22 protein-coding genes are annotated in these 25,657 nt (G+C 68.9%); 7 read left to right on the top strand and 15 right to left on the bottom strand.

The features are described from left to right. Positions 1-76: 76 nt before the first annotated feature. Together CHC08_RS08455 and CHC08_RS08450 are read right to left on the bottom strand one after the other, a co-directional pair. Positions 77-2,974: a M20/M25/M40 family metallo-hydrolase gene (locus tag CHC08_RS08455; protein WP_143653146.1), complete on the bottom strand. Its 2,898-nt coding sequence runs from the start codon at positions 2,972-2,974 to the stop codon at positions 77-79. A gap of 269 nt (positions 2,975-3,243) precedes the next feature. Then, positions 3,244-4,149: an AraC family transcriptional regulator gene (locus CHC08_RS08450; RefSeq protein WP_089206632.1), complete on the bottom strand. Its 906-nt coding sequence runs from the start codon at positions 4,147-4,149 to the stop codon at positions 3,244-3,246. Between the two features lie 159 nt (positions 4,150-4,308). On the opposite strand from CHC08_RS08450, the gene CHC08_RS08445 reads away from it, so the two are divergent. The 3 genes from CHC08_RS08445 to CHC08_RS08435 all read left to right on the top strand — a co-directional run bounded on the left by CHC08_RS08445 (position 4,309) and on the right by CHC08_RS08435 (position 7,300). Then, a complete protein-coding gene (locus tag CHC08_RS08445; RefSeq protein WP_089206631.1) occupies positions 4,309-4,614 on the top strand; it encodes a putative quinol monooxygenase in 306 nt (101 codons plus the stop codon). Between the two features lie 140 nt (positions 4,615-4,754). Next, positions 4,755-5,723, top strand: a complete 969-nt coding sequence (locus tag CHC08_RS08440) for an alpha/beta hydrolase (RefSeq protein ID WP_089206630.1) — start codon at positions 4,755-4,757, stop codon at positions 5,721-5,723. An 89-nt stretch (positions 5,724-5,812) separates the two neighbouring features. Continuing rightward, the gene (locus CHC08_RS08435; protein WP_245878211.1) at positions 5,813-7,300 is read left to right on the top strand and encodes an MFS transporter; all 1,488 of its coding nucleotides are present in this window, start codon (positions 5,813-5,815) and stop codon (positions 7,298-7,300) included. An 88-nt stretch (positions 7,301-7,388) separates the two neighbouring features. Here CHC08_RS08435 and CHC08_RS08430 read toward each other — a convergent pair whose 3' ends face one another. Further along, positions 7,389-7,883 carry an Lrp/AsnC family transcriptional regulator gene (locus CHC08_RS08430; RefSeq protein ID WP_089206628.1) on the bottom strand — a complete coding sequence of 165 codons (495 nt, stop codon included), beginning with the start codon at positions 7,881-7,883 and terminating at the stop codon, positions 7,389-7,391. A gap of 110 nt (positions 7,884-7,993) precedes the next feature. Between CHC08_RS08430 and CHC08_RS08425 the strand changes: the two genes are divergently transcribed. Beyond that, positions 7,994-9,073 carry a Glu/Leu/Phe/Val dehydrogenase family protein gene (locus CHC08_RS08425; RefSeq protein ID WP_089206627.1) on the top strand — a complete coding sequence of 360 codons (1,080 nt, stop codon included), beginning with the start codon at positions 7,994-7,996 and terminating at the stop codon, positions 9,071-9,073. Positions 9,074-9,147: 74 nt separating this feature from the next. Here CHC08_RS08425 and CHC08_RS08420 read toward each other — a convergent pair whose 3' ends face one another. Continuing rightward, positions 9,148-10,101 carry an SDR family NAD(P)-dependent oxidoreductase gene (locus CHC08_RS08420; protein ID WP_089206626.1) on the bottom strand — a complete coding sequence of 318 codons (954 nt, stop codon included), beginning with the start codon at positions 10,099-10,101 and terminating at the stop codon, positions 9,148-9,150. Positions 10,102-10,209: 108 nt separating this feature from the next. On the opposite strand from CHC08_RS08420, the gene CHC08_RS08415 reads away from it, so the two are divergent. After that, positions 10,210-10,779 (top strand): TetR/AcrR family transcriptional regulator, encoded by a 570-nt coding sequence (locus CHC08_RS08415; RefSeq protein WP_089206625.1) that lies wholly within the window; start codon positions 10,210-10,212, stop codon positions 10,777-10,779. Positions 10,780-10,795: 16 nt separating this feature from the next. Here the strand turns inward: CHC08_RS08415 and CHC08_RS08410 are convergent, their stop codons facing one another. Beyond that, positions 10,796-12,016: an MFS transporter gene (locus CHC08_RS08410; RefSeq protein WP_089206624.1), complete on the bottom strand. Its 1,221-nt coding sequence runs from the start codon at positions 12,014-12,016 to the stop codon at positions 10,796-10,798. 65 nt (positions 12,017-12,081) lie between these two features. Here CHC08_RS08410 and CHC08_RS08405 point away from each other — a divergent pair, with 65 nt between their 5' ends. Beyond that, positions 12,082-13,071 (top strand): ArsR/SmtB family transcription factor, encoded by a 990-nt coding sequence (locus CHC08_RS08405; RefSeq protein WP_179281951.1) that lies wholly within the window; start codon positions 12,082-12,084, stop codon positions 13,069-13,071. A 90-nt stretch (positions 13,072-13,161) separates the two neighbouring features. On the opposite strand, the gene CHC08_RS08400 is transcribed toward CHC08_RS08405, so the two are convergent. The 6 genes from CHC08_RS08400 to CHC08_RS08380 form a co-directional block, all read right to left on the bottom strand. Continuing rightward, positions 13,162-15,618, bottom strand: coding sequence for a lamin tail domain-containing protein (locus CHC08_RS08400; RefSeq protein ID WP_089206623.1), 2,457 nt, complete (start codon positions 15,616-15,618; stop codon positions 13,162-13,164). Positions 15,619-15,912: 294 nt separating this feature from the next. Then, complete coding sequence (locus tag CHC08_RS08395; protein WP_179281950.1) at positions 15,913-16,308, bottom strand: ATP-binding protein; 396 nt, start codon at positions 16,306-16,308, stop codon at positions 15,913-15,915. 176 nt (positions 16,309-16,484) lie between these two features. Then, positions 16,485-16,859, bottom strand: a complete 375-nt coding sequence (locus CHC08_RS08390; protein WP_089206621.1) for an STAS domain-containing protein — start codon at positions 16,857-16,859, stop codon at positions 16,485-16,487. Then, entirely contained in the window at positions 16,856-17,011 is a 156-nt protein-coding gene (locus CHC08_RS49375) for a hypothetical protein (protein ID WP_179281949.1), read from the bottom strand. The genes CHC08_RS08390 and CHC08_RS49375 overlap by 4 nt, the downstream gene beginning before the upstream one ends. Before the next feature lie 231 nt (positions 17,012-17,242). Further along, positions 17,243-17,515 carry a GlsB/YeaQ/YmgE family stress response membrane protein gene (locus CHC08_RS08385; RefSeq protein ID WP_089206620.1) on the bottom strand — a complete coding sequence of 91 codons (273 nt, stop codon included), beginning with the start codon at positions 17,513-17,515 and terminating at the stop codon, positions 17,243-17,245. Between the two features lie 128 nt (positions 17,516-17,643). Next, a complete protein-coding gene (locus CHC08_RS08380; protein ID WP_089206619.1) occupies positions 17,644-18,261 on the bottom strand; it encodes a MerR family transcriptional regulator in 618 nt (205 codons plus the stop codon). A 95-nt stretch (positions 18,262-18,356) separates the two neighbouring features. On the opposite strand from CHC08_RS08380, the gene CHC08_RS08375 reads away from it, so the two are divergent. Next, a complete protein-coding gene (locus CHC08_RS08375; RefSeq protein ID WP_089206618.1) occupies positions 18,357-19,265 on the top strand; it encodes a hypothetical protein in 909 nt (302 codons plus the stop codon). Between the two features lie 170 nt (positions 19,266-19,435). Here CHC08_RS08375 and CHC08_RS08370 read toward each other — a convergent pair whose 3' ends face one another. The 4 genes from CHC08_RS08370 to CHC08_RS08355 all read right to left on the bottom strand — a co-directional run bounded on the left by CHC08_RS08370 (position 19,436) and on the right by CHC08_RS08355 (position 25,625). Next, positions 19,436-20,779 carry an MATE family efflux transporter gene (locus tag CHC08_RS08370; protein ID WP_218825168.1) on the bottom strand — a complete coding sequence of 448 codons (1,344 nt, stop codon included), beginning with the start codon at positions 20,777-20,779 and terminating at the stop codon, positions 19,436-19,438. Between the two features lie 89 nt (positions 20,780-20,868). After that, positions 20,869-21,519 (bottom strand): class I SAM-dependent DNA methyltransferase, encoded by a 651-nt coding sequence (locus tag CHC08_RS08365; protein WP_089206617.1) that lies wholly within the window; start codon positions 21,517-21,519, stop codon positions 20,869-20,871. 136 nt (positions 21,520-21,655) lie between these two features. Next, complete coding sequence (locus CHC08_RS08360; RefSeq protein ID WP_089206616.1) at positions 21,656-22,234, bottom strand: helix-turn-helix domain-containing protein; 579 nt, start codon at positions 22,232-22,234, stop codon at positions 21,656-21,658. Positions 22,235-22,331: 97 nt separating this feature from the next. After that, positions 22,332-25,625, bottom strand: a complete 3,294-nt coding sequence (locus CHC08_RS08355) for a glycoside hydrolase family 97 N-terminal domain-containing protein (RefSeq protein ID WP_179281947.1) — start codon at positions 25,623-25,625, stop codon at positions 22,332-22,334. Between the last annotated feature and the right edge of the window lie 32 nt (positions 25,626-25,657).

Here is a 25,657-nt window from a genome sequence, read left to right as displayed (position 1 = left end):
CGTCGATCGGTTCGCCTTTGACCCTGCCACCGCGCATGCCCTCTCGTGCGCGCGCCGAACTTCCGGTTCACACGCGTCACACGATGTAGATCGACCGCACCTGGGTGTTGCCCTTGGTTTCGACGTATACCTTGTAATCGCCGACGGTGTAAGTGCCGGCAGCGTTGTTGTCGATGGTGAACGTGGCCGTCACAGGAGACTTGCTGCCGTCGATGTGGGTCTGCTTCACCGTGATGGTCAACTCGTTCTTGTTGCCCTTCAACTTCTTCACCACCGCCGACGGCTTGGCATCGATGACCGCGTTGGCGACTGTCACGTAGACCGCGTCGGGCGAAGAGAACTCCGCGTTCTTGTGCCCATCACCGAACAGGAAGAAGCCCCGTTGTTCGATGGCTCCGCGCCCGGGGAACGGATCTGGGTTCGAGGCCAAGTACGTCGGATTGACCGTGTACAGGTCCGTCTTGGAATCCGCGAGGGTGGCCTGCACCCCGGTGTACGGGGCATCGGTGATCGCGAGGTTGACCGACAGGTAGATGGCGTCGGGGTTGTTGGCCGAGGTGCGCGAGGAGAAGTACTTGTCCGCACTCTGCCCCGCAGGAACGGCCAGCGGCACAACCTCGTCGCCGACGAGAATGTTGAACCGGAAGTCGCCGTAGCCGCCGGCCACGAACTCCGCCCAAGCCGCGTCCGACATGTAGCCGGGGCGCTCCACCTTGAACTCCAAGCGCATCGGCGACACGTACGTGGTGTTCAGGTACTCGGTGTCGGTCAGGGGCAGGTAGACCCCTCCCGGGGCGTGCCCCAGTGCGAAAGCCGAGGCCGTCGGAGTCGAGTTGCCGCGCCCGTTCCACATCGGGATGTTGAACGAGGTGGCGCCGAGCAGGGCCTGGGTGCCCAACTGGCTCTTGCCGACAGCGGCCGACGCGTCCTTGTAGGTTCCGATCGTGACGTCGAGCAGGTCGAGGTCCGCCCGGTCGGAGTTCAGCCCCGGGATGCCTGCCCACATGAACTTGGCACCGGCGGGCCCGGAGTACCGGGCCATCTCCAGCATTCCATCGGCCATGATCTTGGTCATCTGCACTGCCGAGTCGACCTTCATCCGCTCGTTGGCCGTGTGCCACCAGCGCTCGTTACCCGGGATCACCGCGCCGAAGGCGGTCATCTTGTTGCGGAAGCTGCTGGCCAGTGTGCCGCCGGTCGTGCCCTGCGGATAGACCACGCCCCTGAGGGAATATGGATCCGCGAACTCCTTCGGGTTGCGGTTGATCGAGGCTTGGTAGCTCCCGAACTGAAGAGCCGTCAGCGGGTTGTCATGAGTGACGTACAACCCGGCGCCGACGGGCGAGCCGAGGTTGTCGATGGTGAACCCCTTCGCCTGGAAGGCGGCCGTGACCGCCGTCGTCGCCTGGCTGGAGTCAGCCGCGGTGACGTGCATGCTGCGCACATACATCGGCATGCTGAGGCTGCCGGAGGCGTCCGTGTAAAAGCTCGTCGGGGTCTCCGAATTGATGCCTCCCATGAGGGCAAAAGTTAGGTTCGGGGTGCCGTTACTCGGGTTGCGCAACAGGCTCGCCGGGATGCCCATGTACTTGCCGATATAGGCTTCGCCTTCGACACCGTCGCGGAAGAACAGGTCGGCGATGCCGTCGGCGGCTTTCTTCAATTGCATGTCGGCGGCCTTGATTCTCAGTGCGCCGAGTCCCTTGGAGAGGAGGAACATCCCCCACACGACGGCATTCTTGCCGTACTGCGGGGTCGGCATCTCCATCGCCACATCGGTGTTGATCTCCAGCGTGAGCGAGTCGCCGGTGATCGTGGTCTGCACCTTGGGGGTGGTACGGGGAGCAGCCGGGAGCCAACCCTTCGTGGTCGCGGCGGCCGTGATCGCCGCTACGAATCGGTCGCGCTCGGTGGAGCCGGCCCCCGCCACGTCGAGGGTGAAGATTGCCCGGGAGGCGATCTGCGTGGTGCTGCCGTAGGCGATGTCCTTGAGCGTCGGATCGCCTTCACGCAGGGTGACGCCGGCTTTGGCATCCGTCAGCCGGAAAGCCTTGGTGCTGTCTGCGGACAAGCTCATCGACACCGACGGGGTCACCGATCCGGAGTTGCCGACGATGACCGGGAACCGCGAGTCGGAGGTGTAGGCCGCGATCGGGATTTCCTCCCGGTTGAGGTTCTTGTAGGCCCAGTTGTCGTAGAAGCTCGGGTTCGAGTTGTACGGGATGGGCTGGAAGGTGGCGGTGTTCGTCGTCGAGGGCGTGCCGGGACCGCCGTCTTCGTAGATACCCATGACGATGCGGATGCGCCGGTCGAGGGGCAACCCCGCCTCGAGCAGCGCCTTGGCCGCGAGCAGCGTCGCCAGCGTCGGGCCGCTGTCGTCCTGCATACCCGCCCCGTAGACCCAGCCGTCCTGGACATAGGGCGAGTGGTACGCACCAGGAGTGCCGAGGTTGCCATCGGCGTCCCGCCAGCGCGCCAGCTGGGCCGCCGAAACGGAAGCCGTCGGCGAGTCGAGGTGGCTCAACGCCATGACCATCTCCGGGGCGTCCGGGTCACCGATCTCTGCGTAGACGTACTTGTCGGGCTGGCGTTGGACGACCACCGGGAAACCCAGGTCGGTGGCCAGCTTGACCACCCAGGCGAGCTTGGCGACCTTGCGGTCGTACTCGTTCTGGTTGGCTTCGGTGTTGCTGACCGGGAAGGGGTACGCCGTCGCGGCCGTGCCGCCTCGGGAGATGGAGTCGTAGCTCGACCCGTCCAGCATCGCCCCGATCAGACTGAGCGGGTCGTAGGTGCCGTCCCCCGCCCGCGCGCTGTTGACGCGTCCGGCCAACGCCTCGACTTCCGCGTGGATCGCGTTGCGCTCGGCATCGGTCACCGACAGATCGTAGGTGACGCTCGGCTGGAAGCGCTTCTCGCCGGAGCCGGTCGCGGACGCGTTGGCCGCTGCACCCGTGGACAGGAGCAATGACACGCCAAGTGTCAGTGCAAGAGGCTTCTTCCGCCTCACCGTGATCTCCCTGAATGGTCAGACCCAAAAAACATCGGATGATCTTCGTTGTACGCGAGACCCTTTCAGGCTCTTACCGAGCTTGTCAATGAGGTGATCTCGGCGGGATCGATCCGGACAGTTGGGATTTGATGTCGCCGGAGTGGTACTGCGACAGGAACCGGGACGGATCGCGATGCCGGTGAAATAGACGTGGAACTTTCGGTAGAAGAGGTCTGTGGCATAACGTCCTGTCACACCAGGGCCGGTGCGGGGCTGAGTATCGAGCCGCGCAGGCGGGCGGCGTCCTGGCTGGGAGGCGCGCCGAACTGGCGGCGGTACTCACGGCTGAACTGCGACGGGCTGTCGTAGCCGACGCGGTAGCCGACACCGGTGACGTCGTTGGGATGGGTGGCGAGCAGGAGCCGGGCCTCCTGCAGTCGGATCTGCTTCTGGAACTGGACGGGGCTCATCGCGGTGACCGCCTGGAAGTTGCGGTAGAAGGCGGACACGCTCATGCCGGACAGCTGCGCCACGTCCTCGACGCGGAAGGACTGCGTGTAGTGGTCGCGGATCCACCGGACCGCCCGGGCGATGTGGGTGAGGCTGCTGTCGGCGAGGCCGAGCTGGCGTATGACGGCGCCCTGTTCGCCGGTGATGAGCCGCCACAGGATCTCTCGCTTGATCAGCGGTGCGAGCACCGCCATGTCGCGCGGCTGGTCGAGCAGACGCAGCAGCCTGATCACCGCGTCGACGAGCGCGTCGGGCGCGTCACTGACGGCCATGCCGGACGGCGCGCCGCCGCCGACGGGCGGGAGGTCTCCGGGGGCCGCCTGCAGCAGTAGCTCGGCAACGGTGGCCGGGTGCAGGAGCAGGCCGAAGCCCATGGCCGGCAGCTCGGGGCTGGCCTCGGTGAAGTGGCCGGTGATCGGCATGTCGACCGAGGCGACGAGATACTGCCCGGCGCGGTATTCATACACGCGGTCGCCCAGCGCGATCCGTTTCGCGCCCTGCGCGATGAGTGCCACCACCGTGCCCGACATCGACGGCGACGGCGGAGTCGACTGCTCGACCTTCGAGACCAGGACACCGTCGATGGCGGTGGTCATGTCGGGCCGGGCATGTCGGGCCAGCAGGGTGCGCAGCTCATCGAGGTCCATGCCCCCGATTAAAACACGGACCCGATACTCCCGATAATGAGAGGATCAGGCAAGCGACCGAGAGCATCATTCTAACGTTTCAGCAGCTCAGAGTGATTACATGAACTCGTCGATATCCCAGGAGTGCACGACGGCTCCCACGATGAGAGAGATTCCCCCATGAGCGTCAACCACGGTTTTCACGCCACCATGACCGCGCAGCCCGGAAAGGGTGACGAGCTGGTCGGGTTTCTGCTCAACGCGCCGTCCCTGTCGAACGAGGACTGCGTTGTCTTCCTGGTCGGCCGCTCGGCCGGCGACCGGGACGTCGTCTACGTCACCGAAGGCTGGACCAGCGAGGAGGCCCACGGCAGGTTCTTCGCGACCGAGGAGGCACAGGCGCTGGTCGCGAAGCTCCAGCCGCTGCTCACCGGCGAGTCCCGGTACGTCGACGAGGTGCCGGTCGGCGGCAAGGCCGCCTTCTGAGACCGCCGGTCACCACGTCGACCCGGTGGCGCCCATCGCCGTCGTCCCCCGGAACACCCGGCAGGCAAGGGTCGATCGGCTACCGACCGGCCCTCTCCTCCCCTGATCACCCGACAGAACCTCCAATAGAAGGAACCCCCGTGACTCTGGCACGCCCCGACCTCGACCCCCAGCTGCGCGCGCTACTCGCTGAAATGCCGCTCATGTCCGAGCTCAGCCCCGAGATGCTCGCCCAGCTGCGCCAATTCCCGTCGACGCCGATCGACACCCTCCTCGAAGGTCGCGCGGTCGACCGGCGTGAGGTCACCGTTCCCGGCCCGGACGGCGCGCGGATCCCCCTGTCGATCCTCAGCCCCGTCGGGGCCGACCGCTCCACGGCGGCACCGTGCGTCTACTGGATCCACGGCGGCGGCATGATCATGGGAGATCGTTTCTCGCAGATCGACATCCCCCTCGACTGGCTCGACCTGCTCGGTGCCGTCGTGATCTCCGTGGACTACCGGCTGGCGCCGGAGGTCACCGGCACGACCCTGGTCGAGGACTGCTACCACGGCCTGCTCTGGGTCGCCGAGCACGCCGACGAGCTGGGCATCGATCCCGCCCGCATCATCGTCGCGGGCGCCAGCGCCGGCGGTGGCCTCGCCGCCGGAGTCACCCTGATGGCACGCGACCGGGGCGCCCCGGCGATCGCCGCCCAGGTGCTGATCTGCCCCATGCTCGACCACCGCAACGTCACCGTCTCCAGCCGGCAGTACTCCGGCGACCCCGGAGTCTGGACCCGCGAGATGAACGAGTTCGGATGGCGGTCGGTTCTCGGCGACCTTGCCGGCCAGGACGTGCCCGGCTACGTCTCACCCGCGGTGGCCGACGACCTCTCGGGCCTGCCGACCACCTACATCGACGCGGGGTCGGCCGAGGTCTTCCGCGACGAGGACGTCGACTACGCCACCCGGATCTGGGCGGCCGGCGGCCAGGCCGAACTACACATCTGGGCGGGAGGCTTCCATGGATTCGACGCGCTGTACCCGCAGGCACGGGTTTCGGCTACGGCGCGCCGGACGCGCAACGACTGGCTCACCCGGGCCCTGAGCCCGGCTTCCGACGCATAGGCGCCGATGCCGGTGTGGCCCGAGCCCCGAGCTTGAATACCGGCTGCGGCTTGACTTCGAGCAGGCTCTAAAACCTAGCGTCCGTGGTCATGACCACTTCAATGCCGCTGAAGACCACGGCCGGCGAGCTCAGCCGACGCCGCCGGCTCCTGGTGCTCGCCATCTGCTGCGCCAGCATGGTCGTCGTGGTGATGGACATCTCCATCGTCAACGTCGCGCTGCCGGCGATCCGTCTCGACCTGCACGCTTCGGTGTCCGGCCTGCAGTGGACGGTCGACGCGTACACCCTGGTGCTGGCCGGCTTCATGGTGCTGACCGGGTCCACCGCCGACCGGGTGGGCCGTCGGCGGATCTTCCAGGTCGGCCTCGCCGTCTTCGGGTTCGGCTCGCTGCTGTGCAGCGTGGCGCCGAGCATCGGCTGGCTGATCGCGGCGCGTGCGCTGCAGGCCGTCGGTGGCACGATGCTCAACCCGGTGGCGATGGCGATCGTCGCCACCACGTTCCCCGACCGGGCCGAGCGGGCCAGGGCCGTCGGCGTGTTCGGCGCGGTGTCCGGCCTGTCGCTGGGGCTGGGTCCGATCCTCGGCGGCGCCCTGGTCGACGGCTTCGGCTGGCGCTCCATCTTCTGGATCAACGTGCCGATCGTGGCCGTCGCGATCGTGTGCACCGCGCTGTTCGTGCCCGAGTCCCGTGCCGCCCGAGCGCGCCGGTTCGACCCGGTGGGCCAGACCCTGGTGATCCTGATGCTGGGCAGTGTCGTCTACGCGATCGTCGAGTCCGGCAGGCTGGGCTGGACCTCGCCGGTCATCCTCGGCCTGCTCGCCGTCGCCGTGCTCGGCGCGTTCGGCATCCTCGGCTACGAATCGCGCCGTGCCGACCCGATGCTGGAGCTGCGTCTGTTCCGCAGCGTGCCGTTCAGCTCGGCGATCCTGATGGCGCTCTTCGCCCTGTGCGGGTTCGGCGCGTTCCTGTTCGTGACCACCCTGTATCTGCAGAACGTGCGCGGCATGTCGGCGCTGACGGCCGGGCTGTGCCTGCTCCCGGTCGGGGTGCTGATCGTGGTGCTCTCCCCGCTCACCGGCCGGCTGGTCGGCAGTCGCGGTCCCCGGCTGCCGCTGGTGGTCTCCGGGGCCGCGCTGGCACTGGGCGGCGGCGCGTCGATCTGGCTCGGACCGGCCACCCCGCTGCCGGCCGTACTCGCGATCTATCTGCTGTTCGGCATCGCCCAGGGCACCGTCAACCCGCCGATCACCAACTCGGCGGTCTCGGGGATGCCCGCTTCGATGGCCGGGGTGGCGACCTCGTTGGCCTCCACCGGCCGGCAGACCGGCATCACCCTGGGCGTCGCGATCTCCGGAACGATCGTGGGATCGGCCCTGGGCCGTGGCGGGACGGCGTTCACCGGCGCGGAGCACGGCGTGTGGTGGCTGGTGCTCGGGCTCGGCGTCGGCATCCTGATCCTCGGGCTGCTCAGCACCGGGCGCTGGGCCTTGGGCACCGCCGGGCGGGCGGCGGAGCTGTTCGAGGAGGTGGAGCGGGGCGCGGACACCACGCGCCGCGAAGGCGTCCCCGGTTGACCTTCGAGGGCTTTTCGAACCGCCCCCCTCGTCCGCCGATGATCGGCGGGTGGAGGCGCCGGCCGTGCGGCCGGCTCCGGCCGAGGGGTCAGTTCGTTGATGCGGGCGGTTCCCCGGCAGGTGATGGGTCGGGAAGCCTGGAGGGGGCGATGGTGTGTTCCTGCTGAAAGATCACCGAGGTCCGGAAGCCCGCGATCTCGCGACGTTTGCTGAGCCGGTCGAGGAGGAAGGCGTGCAGGTGGTCGAGGTCCTGGACGGCCACGTGCAGGAGGAAGTCGTCGCCGCCGGCCAGCACGAAGACGCTGAGCACTTCGGGCAGGGCGCCGGCGGATTCCTTGAAGGTGTCGATGACGGTGCGGCTGAGTGGACGCACCTGCACGGAGACCAGGGCCTGGACGCCGCGGTTGAGCGCGGCGGGATCGATGTCGGCGTGGTAGCCGCGGATGACGCCCCGGCGGGTGAGCGCTCGGACGCGTTCCAGGCAGGTGGAGGGAGCGATGCCGAGCTTGCGGGCCAACTCACGGTTGGACTGCCGCGCATCTGTTTGGAGAAGCCGGATGATCTCCGAATCAAGTTCGTCCATGTCCGGCAGTTTGCCAGCCGTTCCGACCGTTCGTTCGATCAGGACTCTTCCTGACGGTCAGATGCGCGATTCTGGAACTCTGACGCTGCTCAGATGAAGGGAACCAGGGCATGTTCACGCTCGATCACGAACAGGTCATGATTCGCACGGGACCACGCTCGGGCCTGCCGGTCATCGTCGCCGTCCATTCAACGGCGCTCGGCCAGGCCGTCGGTGGCTGCCGGCTCTGGCACTACACCGACTGGCGGGACGGCCTCACCGACGCGTTGCGCCTGTCAGCCGGCATGACGTCCAAGTGCGCGGTGGCAGGCCTGGCCAACGGCGGCGGCAAAACCGTCATCGCCGTGCCCGAGGGGGTCAGAATCGACGCGGCCCTGCGCCGCAACGTGCTGTACGACGTTGCGGACGTCGTCGATTCCCTGGGCGGCCTGTACGCGACCGGACCGGATGTCGGAACCACACCGGCGGACATGGCGGTCATCGGCGAACACACCACTCATGTGTTCTGCAAACCAGCGCAGCGGGGCGGTAGCGGCGACTCCTCGCCGCACACCGCGATCGGGACGCTCGCCGCGCTCCGCGCCGTCTGCCGGCGGATCCACGGCACCTCGAACCTCTCCGGCCGGCGCCTGGCCGTGGTCGGCCTGGGCAGCGTCGGCGAGAAGCTCGCCCGCCTGCTCGCCGCCGAAGGAGCCGAGCTTCTGGTGAGCGACATCGACCCCGGCAAACGGACGCTGGCCGAGGAGCTCGGCGCCACCTGGAGCCGCCCCGAGCAGGCCGTCGCCGCGGAGGTCGACATTCTGGTCCCCGCGGCCCTCGGCGGCATCCTCACCGAGCAGTCGGTGTCGGACCTGCGATGCCACGCCGTCGCCGGGCCCGCGAACAACCAACTCGCCACCCCGGATGTCGCCGGCCTTCTGCACCGCCGTGACATCATCTGGGTGCCCGACTACGTCGTCGGCGCGGGCGGAGTCATCTACGCACTCACCACGGAACTCCATCGCGGCACCGCCGACGACGCCCTCACCCGCGTCCGGGCCATTGAGGGCACCGTCAGCGATCTCCTGCACACCGCGGAACGCCTCGGAACAACTCCCGCCCAGGCCGCACTCGAACTCACCCAGGCCCGCCTTCGCTCCGCCTCCACCTCACACGCCCAACGCTCCGTCCCGTCGCCGGCGCATAACTGAATACCGGCCGCCCCATGGACGGGCGGGCCCGGCTGGACCCCGTGGCGAGCCACGCCCTTTCTCGCCCCCGCACGTCAGGCGCCCTTGCGCCGGGCGTTGTCGATCATGTCGAGGGATGTCCGCCAGAGGCGTGCGGCAGCGTCGGGGTCGACGGCGTACGCCGCGAAGCCGCGCCGGAGTCCGGGGGTGTGCGGGGCGGCCTCCCGGCAGTCCTCGAAGTACTTTCCGGTCACGCCTTCGACGAGGGGTGAGGCGGCCAGGAAGGCCGAGGTGGCCGCGCCCTGGGGGATGTCCTTGACCGACACGCCGTCGCTGGATTCGGGCTCGAACGATGCGGGCAGGACCGTCATGTGCCGGGACAGGCCGGTGCTCCAGATGCGGCCGGGATTGAGGGCGTTGACGGTGATGCCGTCGCCGGCCCAGCGACCGGCGGCTTCGACGGCGAACAGGATGTTCGCGGTCTTGGATTGGCTGTAGGCCCGCCATGCGTCGTAGGGGTTCTTCTCGAAGTGGATGTCGTCCCAGATGACGTCGCCGTTGACGTGGCCCACGGAGCTCACGACGACGACCCGGGCGTGCCCGGCGGCCGCGAGGGCGTCGTGCAGCCCGAGGGAGAGGGCGAAGTGACCGAGGTGGTTGGTGGCGAACTGCATCTCCCATCCCTCGGTGGTGCGCCATTCGGGCGTGGCCATGATGCCGGCGTTGTTGACCAGGATGTCGAGCGGACCGTGCCATGAGGCGACGAAGGCGTCGATCGAGTCGAGGGCCGACAGGTCCAGGGGCGCGACGTGCACGTGCGCGATGCCCGTGGACTCGACGATGCCCGCGGCGACCTTCTCACCCTTGGCGGTGTCACGGACCGCGAGGGTGACGTCGGCGCCGGCCTTGGCGAGCGCCCGGGCGGTCTCCACGCCGATTCCCGACGACGCTCCGGTCACGATGGCCTTCTTGCCGGACAGGTCGAGGCCCTCGACGGTTTCCTCGGCGATCGTGGTCGGTCCGAAGGGGATCACGCGTTCCATGTTCATGCTGAGACGCCTTTCGCATAAGATAAACGGAGCAGGGTCCGGTTAGCGCCACTATAAGCGGACCCGGCTCCGCTTGCAACGCGAGTGGACCCTTGGAGGAAGCGACTCATGGACACGAAGGACCCCAGACAGCCACGCGCCGACGCCCGGGCGAACCGCGAACGGCTCCTCGAGATCGCGACGCGCGCGTTCGCCCGCGAAGGTCCCGGAACCTCGTTGAAGGGCATCGCGAAGGAGGCCGGAGTGGGCATCGGGACCCTCTACCGGCACTTCCCGACGCGTGAGGCCCTCATCGAGGCCGCGCACGCGAGCGAGCTCGCGCGAGTCTGCGACTCGGCGGAGGAGTTGCTCCGCACGACGCCGGCGGACAAGGCGCTACGCGTCTGGCTGGGACGCTGGGTGGACTACCTGACGGCCAAGCACGGCCTCGCGCAGGCTCTGCGCGCCACTGCGGTGACGGACCCGGACGCCGTCGCCTTCCCCGGCGCCCGGGCTCTCGCGCTCGACGCCGTGGGCCGGCTCCTCGACGCGGGGGTGCGCGACGGCGTCCTGCGCAAGGGCATCAAGCCGCTGGACGTCCTGGTCGCCTCGAACGGCGCCGCCATGGCGGCGCTGGACCCTGACCAGGTCAACCGACTGCTCGACTACCTCATGGACGCCTTCCGCGCCCGGGAGTAGGAACCGACGACCGCGATCACCGGTCACGCATGGCGCGGATCAACACGGGCATCGCGACCAGCAAGGCGATGCCTCGCAGCACACCCGCGACGGGGTACGGCGCGCGCAACCCGAACGCGTGCGCCACCAGCCCGCCGGCCAGGGCTCCGAGCGGGATCAGTCCCCAGCCGAGCATCTTGTAGACGCTGTTCACCCGGCCGAGCATCGCAGACGGCACGATCCGCTGCCGGAGGCTGACGGTCACGACGTTCCAGAGGGTGATGACAAAACCGTTGACGGCCAGCAGGACGCCGAGCACGATCGCGTTCGGGCTCAGCCCGATCCCGACGAAGACGACGACGTTCATGGCGAGCGCGGTGAGCAGTGCGGGAAGCGCGCCGGCTCTTTCGACGACGCGCGCGCTGACCAGGCCGCCGAGCAGGCTGCCGATCGCGGCGCCGGCGAGCAGCAGGCCGTAACCGCGCGCGTCGAGATGCAGTGCCTGGGTCGCCAGCAGGACGAGTGTGACGTTACCGAGCTGGCCGCAGAAGGTGTTGACCCCGAGCAGGACCGCGAGGGTGCGTAGCAGCCGGTGACGGGCCAGCCAGCGCAGGCCGTCCGCGATCGCCGCGCGCATCGGTGGGTGCTCGACCTGCCGGCGCCCACCTCTGGGCAACGTCGCCAGCAGCGCGGCGGACAGGGCGAACGAGCCGGCGTCCATCCCGAACGGCAGCGCCACGGCGACCGCGAAGAGCAGGCTGCCGATCGGCGGTCCCAGGAACTGGTAGCCGATCACCGTGATCGTCTGCTGATTGCCGTTCGCCCTGTGCAGCAAGGGCTCCGCGACGATGTCCGGCAGGATCGACTGCGCCGCGTTGGCGAAGACGACCTCGCATGCCCCCAGTCCGAAGGCCATGATCGCGAGCACCGGGATGCCGATCTGGCCGAACGCGGCAAGGGCCCCGAGGATACCGACGATCACTGCCTGGATCGCCTGCGAGCGCCACATGAGGCCGACGCGGTCGTGCCGGTCGACGAGCGCGCCGGCGGGGAGGGACAGCAGCAGCCAGGGCAGGTACGTCGCCGCGGAGACGACCGACACGAGCCGGGGGTCGCGCGTGATCGTGACGGCCAGCAGCGGAACGACCGCCGCGAACGCCCCGTCCCCGACGGTGTTGACACCCGTCGCCCACCACAACCGCCAGTAGGCCGCGGACAGGCGTGGCTCGGCGTCGCTCTGTGTCAGCTCCTGTTTCATGCCGGGATCCTCCGGCGCCGGGCGCCGCCGCGACAGCATTTAGGTCATTGCTACATAGTCGGTCCATGGCTCTGACGATCGATCTCGGCGTGGCCGAGCTGGCGGCGACGCGATTCGCGATCTCACCGCTGTCCGAGACGGTGTCCGGCCTGCAGCAGCTGGGTGACGTCGATCGGCACCCGATCAACCTGCGGTGGCTGCGGTGGGCGGCGGACGAGCTCGCCGGGCGTCCACTCGACCTCTCGCGTACCCTGCCTCTGCTCGTGAACGGCCGATCGAGCTGGCCGGAGTTTCTCGTCCCCGCTCCGCTCGGCGCGGGGACCTCCATCGAGGAGGATCTGGCGGCGTTGCGAAGGACGACCGCCCGTCAGGTGCGGGCCAGCCTCCGGCGCGTGTTCGGCGAAGAACTCCCCGACGCCGCCGCCACGCTCGCCGCGCGGCCGGCGGCAGGCCTGCGGGCGATCGCCGAGGAACTCCGGGCGGCACACGACCGGCTCATCGCGCCGCACTGGTCACGGATCCGGGCCGTACTCGACGCGGACGTCATCTACCGCGCCAGGCAGCTGGCCGCGGGCGGCGCCGAGAGGTTGTTCACCGACCTGCACCCGGATCTGCACTGGCGCGACGGCCGGCTGACGCTGGAGGGAACGCGCTACCGGACCGAGCGCGCCGTGAACCGCGGTCCGGGTGGGCTGGTCCTCATCCCCGTCGTTCTCGGCTCGCCCTACGTGCTCATCAAGAAGAGCACCTCCACGCAGACCACGGTGCGATATCCGGCACGAGGTGTCGGGGCGCTGTGGACCGCGGGGACCCGGGCCCCCGCGGGTGGCGCGATCCGGTTGCTCGGCCGGGTGCGGGCCGGACTGCTCGAGGCGCTGCGCTCCCCCGCGACGACGACGGACCTGGCTCGTGCGCTCGGCGTCACGCCCAGCGCGGTGTCACAGCATCTCGGCGTGCTGCGCGAGAGCGGGCTGGTCGCGCGCGAGCGATCCGGACGCAACGTCCTGTACATGACGACTGCTCTCGGGGCGTCCCTGAGCGGGCCGCCTGCCTAGGTCGCCGACCGGTTCGCCCTCTCTCGTCGCCCGCGGTCAACCCATGGGAAAAGCGCCCGCCCCCAGGGGAGACGGGCGCTTTCTGTGAGATTACTGGTCTACGACGGGGCTGCCGGGGAGGCAGCGGATGGGAAGGGGGGTCACGTCGCAGCCGGTGAGGATGCGGACGATCTGGGGGTCGTGGTCGCTGGCCTGGTCGGCGAATTCGGCGTTGATGTGGACGACGCCGTAGGAGTAGCCCTTGATGGCGGGGCTGATGAGGATGTGGTCGAGGACCTGGGAGTTGCCGTCGAAGACGTAGCTGTAGCGCTGGTCGGCGGGAAGGGTGTCGATCAGGGTCTTCAGAAGGGTGCCGTTGCCGGTGATGGTCTGAAGGGCGGGGCTGAACTGGTAGTCGTTGAGGTCGCCCAGGACGATGACGCGGGCGCGGCCGGCGCTCTTGTCGGAGAGATCCTTGACGAAGTCGTGGATCTCGGTGGCCTGCTTGACGCGCTGCACCTCGCTACTGCGGACCGGGGGCTGCACGGCCGCGGTCAGCGGGTAGTCGCCGCCCTTGGAGTTGAGGTGGTTGGCGATGACGAACAGCTGCTTGTTGCCGTCGTAGAGGAACTCGCCGACGAGCGGCTTGCGGCTGGAGGACCAGACGGAGCTGGTCGGGTTGATCCGGCCGGGCGAGACCGACAGGGAGACCTGGTTGCTGGTCGGCCGCTCGCGGACGACGGAGACGGCCGTGTCGGCGTCGCCTCCGGGACGGTCGACGAACGTCGCGCGCGCGGGGTTGAACAGGAACACCTGACGGATGTTGCCGCCGGGCTCGCCGCCGTCGGTGCCGTCGTTCGGGTCGATGGAGCGCCAGGCGTACGTGGGACCACCCGCGGCCTGGATCGCCGCGATGAACTTCGCGACGGTCTGGTCGGCCGCGACGACACCGTTGTCGGTGGCGCCGTTGTTGTCCTGGATCTCCTCCAGGGCGAGGATGTCGGGCGTGCCGAGGTTGGTGACGACAGCCTCGGCCAGCCGCGCGAACTTGGCGGCCGGGTTGTTGGCGGCGAGGTTCTCGACGTTGTAGGTCGCGACGGACAGGTCACCCTGCTTCTTCGGCGGGAGCACCTTCTGGCGCTTGAGGCCGCCCTCGGTGATCGTGCCGAGCTGGGTGGCCTGCACGACGTAACCGCCGAACGACTGGTAGTCGAGCGGTCCGGTGGTGCCGGCGGCCAGCGTGGAGCCGACGTTGGCGGCGGGCGCGCCGTTCAGCGCGAGGATCATCAGCCGGCCGCTGTTCGGGTCGTCGTAGGACTTGTAGAGGGAACCACCGCGCGGGGTCGGGTTCTGACCCGGCTTGAGCGTCACCCACAGCTCGGAGAACTCCGTGTTGACCGGGCTGATCAGGCGGGTGTCCTCGGCGATGGTGATCCGCATGCCTTCGTGGACCTCAAGCCAGTCCAGCACGTAGGAGGACGGCTCCAGAGGCTGGGCCTCGAGGCTGCCGCTCTTGGTGAAGGCGTCGGGGAAGGTGACCGGGACGGCCGCGGGCAGCGCGTTGCCGCCGCTGAGCCTAATGGTGTTGATCGCGCCGCCGAGCTCGGTGAGGGCCTGCGCGCCGGTGGCCGGACGATACTCGGTGACGCGGCCGGTGACCAGGACGGAGTCCCCGATGACAACCGTCGGCGACGTCGAGCCGGTGAAGACGAAGAGGCCCTCGCTGGTCAGGGGGTCGGCGTCGGCGCCGGGGTCCTGGAACCAGAAACCGCGCGAGTTGCCCGTCACCCGGACGGCCGTGACGATGCCCGGGACGTTCGTGACGTTCTGCCCGACGATCGGGGAGATCCGGCCCGAGCCCTGGATGTCGTGGATGCGGGTGGTGCCGGGGGTCGGGTCGCCCGGGCCGCCCGGACCGTCGGGGTCGTCCGCGCTGACCGTGGTGCCCGCGGAGTTGGTGGCCTTCGGCACGCCGGAGACGAAGTCGACGGCGTTGTTGTCGGTGTCGGCCAGCGTTCCGGTGCGTGCGTCGGCCGTGGTGTTGGTGAGCGCGGGCGCGGCGGACCCCTCGACGTTCGCGGTCGCGCCGTAACCGACCAGGTCCTTGACGTTCGGAGCGGTCGAGCAGGAGATGCCGCAGCCCACCAGCGGGATCTGGCTCGTGACCAGGGCTACGACGCCGGAGGTGCCCGACATGGGGATCGTGCCGATGGCGTCGGGGGTGGGCAGCGCGGTGGTGCCGGCGGCGCCCGCGGCCTCCTGGACGAGGTACCTGCCGTGCGCGGGGATGCTCCCGGTCAGCCTGGTGAGCTGGAAGACGGCGCCCGCGGCGGAGGCGTATTGAACGCTCCAATTTGAGACGTCGATGGCGCTGCCGGTGGTGTTGGCCAGCTCGATGTAGTCGTTCTTGAAGATCGCTCCGGAGTTGCCGCCGCCACCGTACACGGCGGAGATGACGACATCGGATGAGAGAGCGTTCGCGGTGCCGGGCAGTGCTGCCATGGTCGCCGCGACCACCAGCGACAGACTAGCCGCCGTGATCAGCCGGCGTGCTCTGGGGGTTGCCACAGAAGGTTGCTCCTATAGATCGATAGAGGTCTACCCAGGAGCATGGCGCTACATATGATCGCTTGAAAAGTAGCGTTATCGGCTGTTTGCCTATTTGGCATCTTTCTCTCGTACATAGCAGCTCAGGTCATGAATCGTGAGGCCGCGGTTCCCGGTGAAGGTCGCCGTCTTGGCCGGCTCCTCGCCGGCCGCCCGTGGGCGTTCGGGGTGATCCCGGGGCCTGCTCGTCTCCAGGCGAGGGCTGCGCCTTCATGGTCGTGGCCCGCGGAAGGCAGGCCTCGGCGCGGCACCCGCCTACGGGGTGGGGTGCAGACGCATCCGGAGCCGGACGTGGGATCGTCCGCGTTCTTGATGGATGGTGAACTCATCGCACAGCCGGCCCATCAGCCACAGTCCGAAGCCCCGCTCCGCGCGGGGAGAGGGAAGCCGGCGATGGACGTCGTGGGCGGTGAGCCGACCCGCGATGTCGACGACGTTGACGGTCAGGTCCCGCTCGTCGTGCCAGAGGGTCACGGTGCCGCTGCCGCCACCGTGTTCCAGGACATTGATCGCCGCCTCGTTGACGGCCAGCAACAGGTCGTCGCGCCGCGTTCCGGTCAGTCCCGCCTGAGTCACATAACGGTGGACCCGTCGCCGCAGAGCGGCGAGGTCGGTGCTGATCGGCCAGTACGTTCGCTGGTCTGGGTTCACCCATACCCTCCCGTGTGAATGCCGTTTCTGGATCTCACCGGGGGGCTGCCGACTCGCTTACCAGAATCAGAGGTGTTGACGACGGATCGCGCAGTAGGTCACTGCCCGCCCTGAGCTGCTCAATCATCGACTTTCCGTGGGAGTGCTCCCACCGCGCCGTAGAAGGGAGGCGAAATCTATGAGGCGCTCGGCTGGTCACGCAAGATGGCCAGGGCATCGGCGCGGCTGGGGTGCACGGCGAAGAACTGCACCAAGCCCGTCATCTGAAAAATCCTGACGAGGCGGGGGTGCAGGTCGGTCAGCGCGATGATCCCGCCACGGTCGTCGATCAGCTCACGCAGAGCCAGGAAGATTCTGATCCCGGTGGAGTCGCAGAACGTCAGCTCGGTCAGGTCCAGGACCAGGCAGCGATAGTCGTCGGCCAGCAGGGCTAGAAACCGCGTGTGCAGGGCTTCGGCGTTGTCGTAGTCCAGCTCGCCGCTCAAGGTCACGATGAGCGTCCGCGGCAACGTGTCGTCGGGGTGCAGGGCGAGCTGAACGGCATCGGTCACGAGGACACCTTCGGCGACGAGGGCGGGACGGTCAGGGCCGGGACGGCGGTGCCCTCGGTCAGGCCGGACTGGAAACCGGCCGGAACCCGCACGATGACATCCCCGTCACCCCTGCCGGCCGGCACCACGTCATTTCTACTCCTTACGCCCATGTCACGCATCTTTCCATCCGCTGCGACCTCGACCTGAGGTCACACCTTGCCATCGATCCCAGATGGAATGCGAACTCACCGGCGCAAGACATGGCGGTCAGGGTCCGGACCGCTCCTCGGGCCCTGAAAAGCCGATGGGAAAAGCCGATGGCCTCGCCCTGTCTGTCAGGGCGAGGCCATCACGGGCACCGCATGCTCATCGCACGGGCGCGCAGGCGCTGATGATCACATTTATCGGACGCCGCGCCTGCCGTACAGGCTCACCGCCGCGATCACGCCGACGGCGGCGACGGCGATCTGCAGGATCAGCTCGATCCAGTCGATCCCGCCGGTGCTGGCGACGCCGAAGGCGCTGGCGATGGCGGTGCCGATGAGGGCGGCGACGATGCCGATCACGATGGTCAGCCAGATCGGGATGCCCTGGCGGCCTGGCACGACCAGCCGGCCCAGGGCTCCGATGATGGCTCCGATGACGATGGCGGTGATGATGCCGGTGACTGTCATGTTCCACACTCTCCGTTTGCTTGGCTGGCGAGCCCTCTGCCCGGGGCGGCGGACAGCACACATCACAAAATGATCACTATTGGGAGCGGTGTGCGGGTGCCGGCGGAACGCCCAGTCGGCGCCGTCCCTCAGGTGTAGAGCCGCTCGCCGACGGTGGCCTGCGCCAGCCGGCGCAGCGTGGCGACCAGAGTGTCGCCCACCGAGGTGCCGATGACCACGATCTCCACCGCGCGATCGCGGTCGCGCACGTCGCCGATCAGGCCCAGGTCGATCTCGGCGATCCGCTCGGCGGCCTCGGCGTAGTCGTCGAGGACGTCGAGCATGTCCTGGCGGCCGACCTCGTCCAGGGCGGCCAGCACGCCGACGGCGGTGCGGTAGGCGGGGTCGCCGGTCCTGATCCGCCAGCCCCGCTTGGCGAGCAGATCGTGCAGGCGGCGCTCGGCGCCGTCCTTGTACGGCCCCGGCCGCGGGTCCTTCGCCTGGGTCACGGTCTTCTGCGCCGCGGCGAGCAGGTCGAACGCCTCCAGTTCCGGATTGTCGACCTGTGCGATCAGGTCGCGGATGACCGCGATGGACAACCCGCCGTACTCGACCAGGGCCCGCACGAGCTTGAGTCTGCGCACGTGCTCCTCGGTGTAGTCGGCCTGGTTCCGTCCGGTCGGCCGGCCGGGCGCGACGAGGCCCTCCCGTATGTAGTACTTGATCGTCGGGATCGGGATGCCCGTCGTCTCGTTCAGCTCCGCCATGCGCACGCTTTCGAATCCCCTCTTGTCGTATGCGGATAGTTTAGCTATTGATAGTGGTAAGCACTAGTATCCACTATCCACATCGGAGACCCCCCATGCTGCGATGGCACCGCCCCCTCCTGTTCTTGTCCGCCGCCATGGCGGCGCTCACCCTCGTCTTCCTGATCCTCGTCTTCGTGGACGACCGCACGCTCGACGGCCTCCCCATCTGGATCAAGCCCATGAAGTTCGCGATCTCCTTCGCCCTGTACTCGTTCACCTGGGCATGGTTGCTCTCACTCCGCCATCGGGCCGGGCGGACGAGCTGGTGGATGGGGACCGCCCTGGTCGTGGCCGCGTTCGCCGAGGTCGCTCTCATCACCTTCCAGGCCGCCAAGGGCCGCCACAGCCACTTCAATGAGGCGACCCCGCTCGACGGGTCGATCTGGATCGCGATGGGCGTCACGATCGGCGTGCTCATGCTCGCCAACCTGATCGCCGCGATCTTCGTGATCGTCGATCGCCAGACCGACCGCGTGAGCACCTGGACGGTACGGCTCGGTCTCGTCATCTCCACGCTCGGCGTCGCCTCCGGCGGTCTGATGGTGACCGGGGTGCCCGGTCAGACATGGGCCGAGGACGTCGCCGGCGCCCACAGCGTGGGCGCGGCCGACGGCGGGCCGGGGCTGCCCGTGGTGGGCTGGAGCACCATCGGCGGAGACCTGCGCATACCGCACTTCGTGGGCATGCATGCCCTGCAGTTGCTGCCCCTGTTCGCCCTGCTGCTCATGGCCCTGTCCGCGCGTTTTGCCGTCCTGCGCAACGAGGAGGTGCGGCTGCGCCTCGTGCTGATCGCCGGCGGCGCCTACGGCTGCCTGTTCTTCCTACTGCTGTGGCAGGCCCTGCGCGGCCAGTCACTGATCCATCCCGACGGCGTGACCCTGACCGTGCTGGGCGTCCTGGCCGCCACCGTGATCGGTGCGGCCGCGGTCACACTCTCCCCGAGGAGAGAGCCCGCCGCATGACCCCGTTCCTGTTCGACCCGAGCTTCTCCATGACCGCGCCGTTCCCGTCCGATGGCCGGACCTCCTGCGTGGTCGGTGGTCGCGCGGCGGCCCGCGCTGTCTTCCGCTCTCCTGTTGCGCCTTCGCACCAGGAGGCCGCCCGGGCCGTTTCAGCCGGTTGCCACAACGCGTCAGTCCACGACAGGAGACCGGAACGGCGATCGCTGTTCCGCGGCGCACGCCTTCTTGCTCTCCCGCAGAAAAGCCAGGATCTGACCCATGACAAGAAGCGCGTTGGCGAACGCGAGCGCCGTCCACAGCCCGGTGAGCCCGTGTCCCGCCGCGACGGGCACGGAAGACAGCGCGAGCGGGCCGTAGCAGACGAGGAACAGGAGCAGGCTCGGCATCGTACGTTTGAGCCCGGTCATACCGAACCCGGCGACCGCCTGCACCCCGTCGGCCAGGACGACAACGATCACCAGCGGCAGCAGAGCCAGCACTCCCGCGCTCACCACGGCGTCCGAGGTGAAGCCGACGATCACCACGTCACGGAGGAGCACAACGAGGGCGCCGATGGTCGCGAGGGCACTCGTGGCAACGATCAGCCCCGCCCACACGCCGGCGCGCACGTCCGACAGCGCGTGCCCGGCGGTACGGTTCGCGACCAGCCGTACGACCGCCGGGCCGACCGCCAGCGCGGCGGTGAACGTCAGGTTCGCCAGGGCGATGGCGATGCTGTGCGCGGCGGCGCTGCTCGTCCCGACGCGTGCGGCGGCGAGGGCCAGGACGCCGAGCACGGTGAACTTCACCAGGACGGTGCCCGCCATGGGGATCCCCACCTTCCCCAGCTTGACCAGCCGGTGGATCCGCAGCCGGCGCACCAGCATGGCCTTGACCGGCGTCTCCAGATGGCGGCGCAGTTCGCGGAGATATACGACCGTGCTCATGGTGGTGGCGGTGAGCATCGCCAGGCCCGCGCCGTTCAGTCCCAGCGTCGGCAGCGGCCCCGGCCCGAGGATCAGAGCCGGCGAGAGCACCGCGGTGACGGCCACCGACAGCAGGCCGGCGCGCATGACCGACCTTCCGTGCCCCAGCCCGACCAGAACCGCCGAGGCCATGGAACCCACGGCGGTCAGCAGCAGGCTCACGGCCAGCACATACGGGAAGATCCCGAGCTCGGCCACAACCTCGTCGGGCACTCCCCCGCCACGAGCGAGCAGCGGCACGGCGACGACCGCCACGGAACCGAGAGCGCCGGTGAAGAGCGCGAGCCAGGTGCCGTCACCGAGAACGGCCAGGACTCCCTCCCTGTCCTCGGCTTTCGACGACACGAACGGCATCACGCCACGCACTGCTCCGGTGATCGCGCTCGACGCGGGAATGTAGACCGCGTTGACGACCGCGAACGCCGCCAGCGACACCGTCCCGTATCTCCCCAGCACCGCGGTGTTGACCAGGGCTCCGGCCGTGATCGCGAGCATCGACAGATACAACGGCGCGGCGATCCGCACGATCTCCTTGAGATCGCTTCGCATCCCTGACCTCATCGTGCGGACCTTCCGGTTGACTCCGCCGCTCTCTCGGAGCGGCGGAGAACGCTGGTCGGGCACCTCTCCGGGACGGGCTAGGCCGTACGGCGGGCGAGAAGGTGGGCCTGCGGGAAGCCCCGCTGGGGGTCTTCGCCCGGGGCGATGACCAGCCGGGCCACCTCGGCGAGCCCGGCCTTGAGCAGCAGCTCGGCCACGCGGTCGGGCGAGTACCGGTAGGCGAGGGACACCTTGTGGTCGAACGCCTCGGCCAGCTCGGCGGGGTCGTCGTAGGCCTGGAAGGCGAGCAGCAGGTGCCCGCCGGGCGCGAGCACGCGGTGAAATTCGGCGAGTATCGCGGGGAGCCGCTCGGGTGGGGTGTGGATGATCGAGTAGTTGGCGAGAACCCCGGCGAGGGAGGCGTCCTCCACTTCGAGGGCGTCCATCAGCCCTACCTCGAAGCGGAGCTCCGGATAGGTGTTTCGGGCGAGTGCGACCGTCTCCGGTGACAGGTCGACGCCGAAGGCGCTCACGCCGAGGGATCGCAGATGGGCGGTGACGTGACCGGGGCCGCACCCCACGTCCGCCACCGGGCCGTCACTGGAGGATCGGACCAGCTCCGCGAAGACGGAGACCATCGCGTGGTGGAGCGGGTTCGCGTGGTAACTCGCGGGGATGCTCTCGGCGTAAAGGGCGGCGACGGCGTCGTAGGCGGCACGGGTGGCGACGAGGAAGTCCGGCTCGGTCATGGGCGACCATGCTAGGTGATCAATGGAGAGGTCCGGCCGGCCGATGGCGTATCGGATGACGCGCACGGGTCGTGCGCCGTCCGCGACCGGGGATCGCCGGTGCGGCCGCGATCGTCTTCCTCCGCCGACGTCTCCGTCAGCTCTTGGCCCGGGGCTGGGCGCGGACGTGCATGCGCTCGCCCTGGGGTCCGAAGAGACTGAGGATCTCGACGGCCCCCGTCCCGGCGCTGCCGAACCAGTGCGGGAGCCGGGTGTCGAACTCGGCGACCTGGCCCGCGGCCAGGACAAGGTCATGGTCGGCCAGGACGAGCCTCAACCGGCCGGACAGCACGTAGATCCATTCGTAACCATCGTGCACTCGGAGGTCGGGCTCGGTCTGGTCGGCGGGGACGAGGATCTTCCAGGCGGCGATGCCTCCCGGCTGGCGGGTGAGGGGGACCACGATCCGGCCGTGCGCGCTACGGGGCGTGAGACGGATCCTGGGATCGCCCACCTCGGGCGTGCCGACCAGCTCGTCCAGCGGCACCTGGTGGGCCTGGGCGATGGGAAACAGCAGCTCCAGGCTCGGCTTGCGCTGTCCGGACTCCAGCCGCGACAGCGTGCTCTTCGAGATCCCCGTCGCCTCGGACAGGGCCGCGAGGGTGATGTCACGCTGGGTCCTGAGCCGCTTGAGGCGAGGACCGACCTCGGACAGCGCCTGAGCAATCTTGTCCATGAGACCAATTGTTGCAGAAACGGCAACAAGGATTTTCCGACGTCCGCCCCCGCGCGATCAGCCGATCGCGCGGGGACAGTGATCGTGGTGTTGCGGGTTATCGGTGGATGACACCTGGGTTGGGTTCGAGGCTGATGGAGTCGAGGTTGACGTTGCCGTTGTCGTTGGGGCCGTACACGAAGGTCAGCGGGGTGGTCTTGGTGAGGCGGAGGCTGACCTGGTGCTCGGACCAGGTGTCCCAGTTCTGCAGGGCGGGTAGCCGGAGCTGGAGGGACTGCGTTCCGCTGGAGAGGGTCATGGTCTGGGTGGCGCCCATGCCGTTGGCGTAGCGGAGGCGGACGGTGTACAGGCCGTCGGCGGTGACCGGGGCGTTGAAACGGAGACCGCTGTCCTTGGTCTTCAGGCAGGCCACGAAGCCGGTACCGGTGTAGCCGGTGTGGTCGGTGCGCAGGCACGCGCCGCTGACGAGCTGTGCGGACTCCGCTTCGACCTTGCGGGGGCCGGTGGCGAAAAGTCCGCTGACGGACAGCAGGTCGGCCGCGACGTCCGGGGCGATCGGCTCGGCGTCGACCAGGGCGTTGAACCGGTTGAGGGCTTCCCGCATCCCCGCCGGGTCGTTGGCGACCGCCGCGGTGATCGCGGCTCTGGCCTCGAGGGCGAGCCTGCCGGACAGGGCCGGGCTGAGGGCGCCCGTGTCCGTCGCCAGCCGCACCCTCAGGGCGAGGGAGAAGAGTGCTTCCGGTGCGTCGAGCCGGGTGGTGAGCTGTTCGTCGACGGCGGTGCGGGCCTGCGCGGTCACCTCGGTGAGGGGGAGACCGTAGAGGGCGAGGCGTACTTCCTGGAGGGCCAGGAGACGGCCGGTCGGGTCACCCTGACGGAGCAGGGTCTCGGACCTGGTGATCGTGGGCTGGAGGAGCGCCATCGCGGACGAGGTCACCTCGCCGGACTTCCGCAGTTCCCGGACGAGGCCGAGCAGCGAACGCGTCTGCGCGGTGAGGACCGGTTCACCGCGCTCACCGGTGGGTGCGCCGACCGCGACCCGGAAGTCCTGGTCGGGCACCTCGGAGGCGGGCAGTGTCCATTCGACGGTCCGGGCTCCGCCGCCCGCGACGCGGACGCGCCGGGCATCGCCGGCGGCGCGGCCGTCGAGGAACACCTGGGCCGGGAACTCCGCCACCGTGCTGCCGGTGTTGGTGAGCTCGGCCTTCACGGTGAGCCGCTGGGTGGCCGGGTCCAGCACGGCTTCGGGGGTGCCGTAGGAGGCGCGGGGTGTGGCGTACCAGGAGAGGTCGCCGAGGTCCTCGGCGGTCGCGGGCCTGATCCTGACCGCCTGACCGCCGGCGGCGACCAGCGACATCGACAGCCGGGTGGACGATCTGACCAGGGTCTTGCGGATCTCGACGGGCAGCGGGTCGCCCTTCCAAGTGGTCTCCTGGGCGTCGGCGTAGGTCTCCGCCACGAAGGTGCCGTTGGGGAGGAACGACAGCGGCACCTGGAGGCTCCGGTCGTTCTCGTCGGTGATCGCGCCGAGATACCAGATGTCGCCGTTGCGCCGGGCGGTCGTGGTGTAGTCGCCGATGACGCTGTCCAGGACGCGGGTCTCGTCCCAGGTGGCGGGCATGTTCTTGAGGAAGGCGAATCCGGGGTGGGCGGCGTAGTTCTCGGGGGTGTCCGCGAGCATCTGCATCGGGCTGAAGAACGTCGGGTACAGCGCGAGTTGTGCGGCCGAGGTGGTCTGGACGCGGGTGCCGAGTCGGCCCGGGTCCCACGTGACGTTCAGGACACCGGGCGTGTAGTCGGCGGGTCCTCCCATGAACCGGGTGAAGGGGAGGATCGTGGCCTGCGCGGGCGGGTTGCCGTTGGCGCCCATGTAGTTCTGCATCTCCATGCCCGCGACGCCCTCGCCCGTCATCATGTTCGGGTAGGTGCGCGCCAGGCCGGTGGGCTTGATCGCCTCATGGGCGTCGATCGTGATGCGGTGCCGGGCCGCCGCGTCGATCACCCGCTGGTAGTGGCGGACGGCCTCCTGGTCGTAGTGGCTGCGGTTGACGCCGCCGAGCACGAACTTCGTGGCGTAGCCGGTCTTGACCGCGTGGATGCCGAGTTCCTCGTACCTGGAGAAGATCTTCTCCAGATTCTGGTCGTAGTCGTCGATGTTGCCCCGGGTCTCGTTGTGCGCGATGTACCCGATGCCGTTGCCGGCGGCGTAACGGAGGACTTCGGGGAGGTCGAAGTCGGCCTGCGGGGTCAGGAAGTCCTGGCCCGCCCAGCTGCCGCCGGAGTTGGTGTTCCAGCCCTCGGCCAGCACGAACTTCGCGCCCGCCTCCTTGGCCAGGTCGATGTACTGCTTGACCCGTGCGGTGGTCGCGCCGTGCTTGGGCCCGGCGTCCCAGGTGGTCTGCCTGCGCTGGAGCTCCCACCAGACGCCCGTATACGTCGCGGGCTTGATCCAGGACGTGTCATCGCAGATCGCGCACGGGTCGTTGAGGTTCTCGATCAGATGGGACTCGCCCAGGTCGCCGGGGCGAATCCCCACGGTCAGGGTGCGCCAGGGCGTGGAGAACGCGCCGTTCAGCTTGGCCTTGGTGCCGTCGGGGAGGGCGATCAGGTCGCTGGAGAACCGGCCGGGCCGTCCCGGCACCGCCTTCAGCGTCATGCTGGGGTAGTCGGTCAGGTCGGCCTCGTGCACCACCACGTAGGAGTCGGCGGCGGCGGAGGCGGTGATGGGGGTCTGAGCGGTGGAGACGCCGGACAGGGGCAGGTCGCGGTAGTGCTGCTCGTCGGCGGACCAGGTCTTGCCCGCGGCGATCGACCAACTCCGCGAGGCGGGGTCGAGGGCGAACTCGGTCTGCTCGGCGGTGACGGTGTAGGCGTCCAGGCCGGGCTGGTCGGGGAAGCGGTAGCGGAAGCCGATCCCGTCGTCGAAGACCCGGAACACCATGTCGAGCTTGAACCCCGTGCCGGCCTGGAGGGCGTGGACGGTGAGCTCCCTCGCGTGGTTCCCGACCTTGCTCGACGTCCCCCAGACGGGCTTCCACGTCTCGTCGATCGTGCGCCGTTCGACGGACTCGATGGTCATGCCCTGCGTGAGGCTGGGTCGTCCCGCGAGATCCACACCGAGCCCGGACGCGCCGACGAGTGTCCTGTCATGCTTCGTCACGCTGTAGGTGAGACGCCCGCCGACGACCGTGACCGCGACCCGCAGGTCACCGTCCGGCGACTCGACGACCTGAGCGCTCTCCCCGGCGACCTCGGTGAGGGCGCCGGAGGCCGGTGCGGGTTCCTCGGCCAGCGCCGGCACCGCCGCGATCCCTCCGGAGAACACGACGGCCGCCGTCATCGAGAGCAGCCCCGTCCGTCTTCTTCTCCACGCGGCTTTGTTACGTTCCATGCATGCCTCTTCTAACGGGGTAGTAATGCGAC

The sequence above is a fragment of the Streptosporangium subroseum genome, assembly GCF_900188345.1.
Lineage (GTDB): Bacteria > Actinomycetota > Actinomycetes > Streptosporangiales > Streptosporangiaceae > Streptosporangium > Streptosporangium subroseum.
The sequence above is the reverse complement of the archived record's forward strand: the minus strand, read 5'-3'. Positions and strand labels throughout refer to the sequence as shown.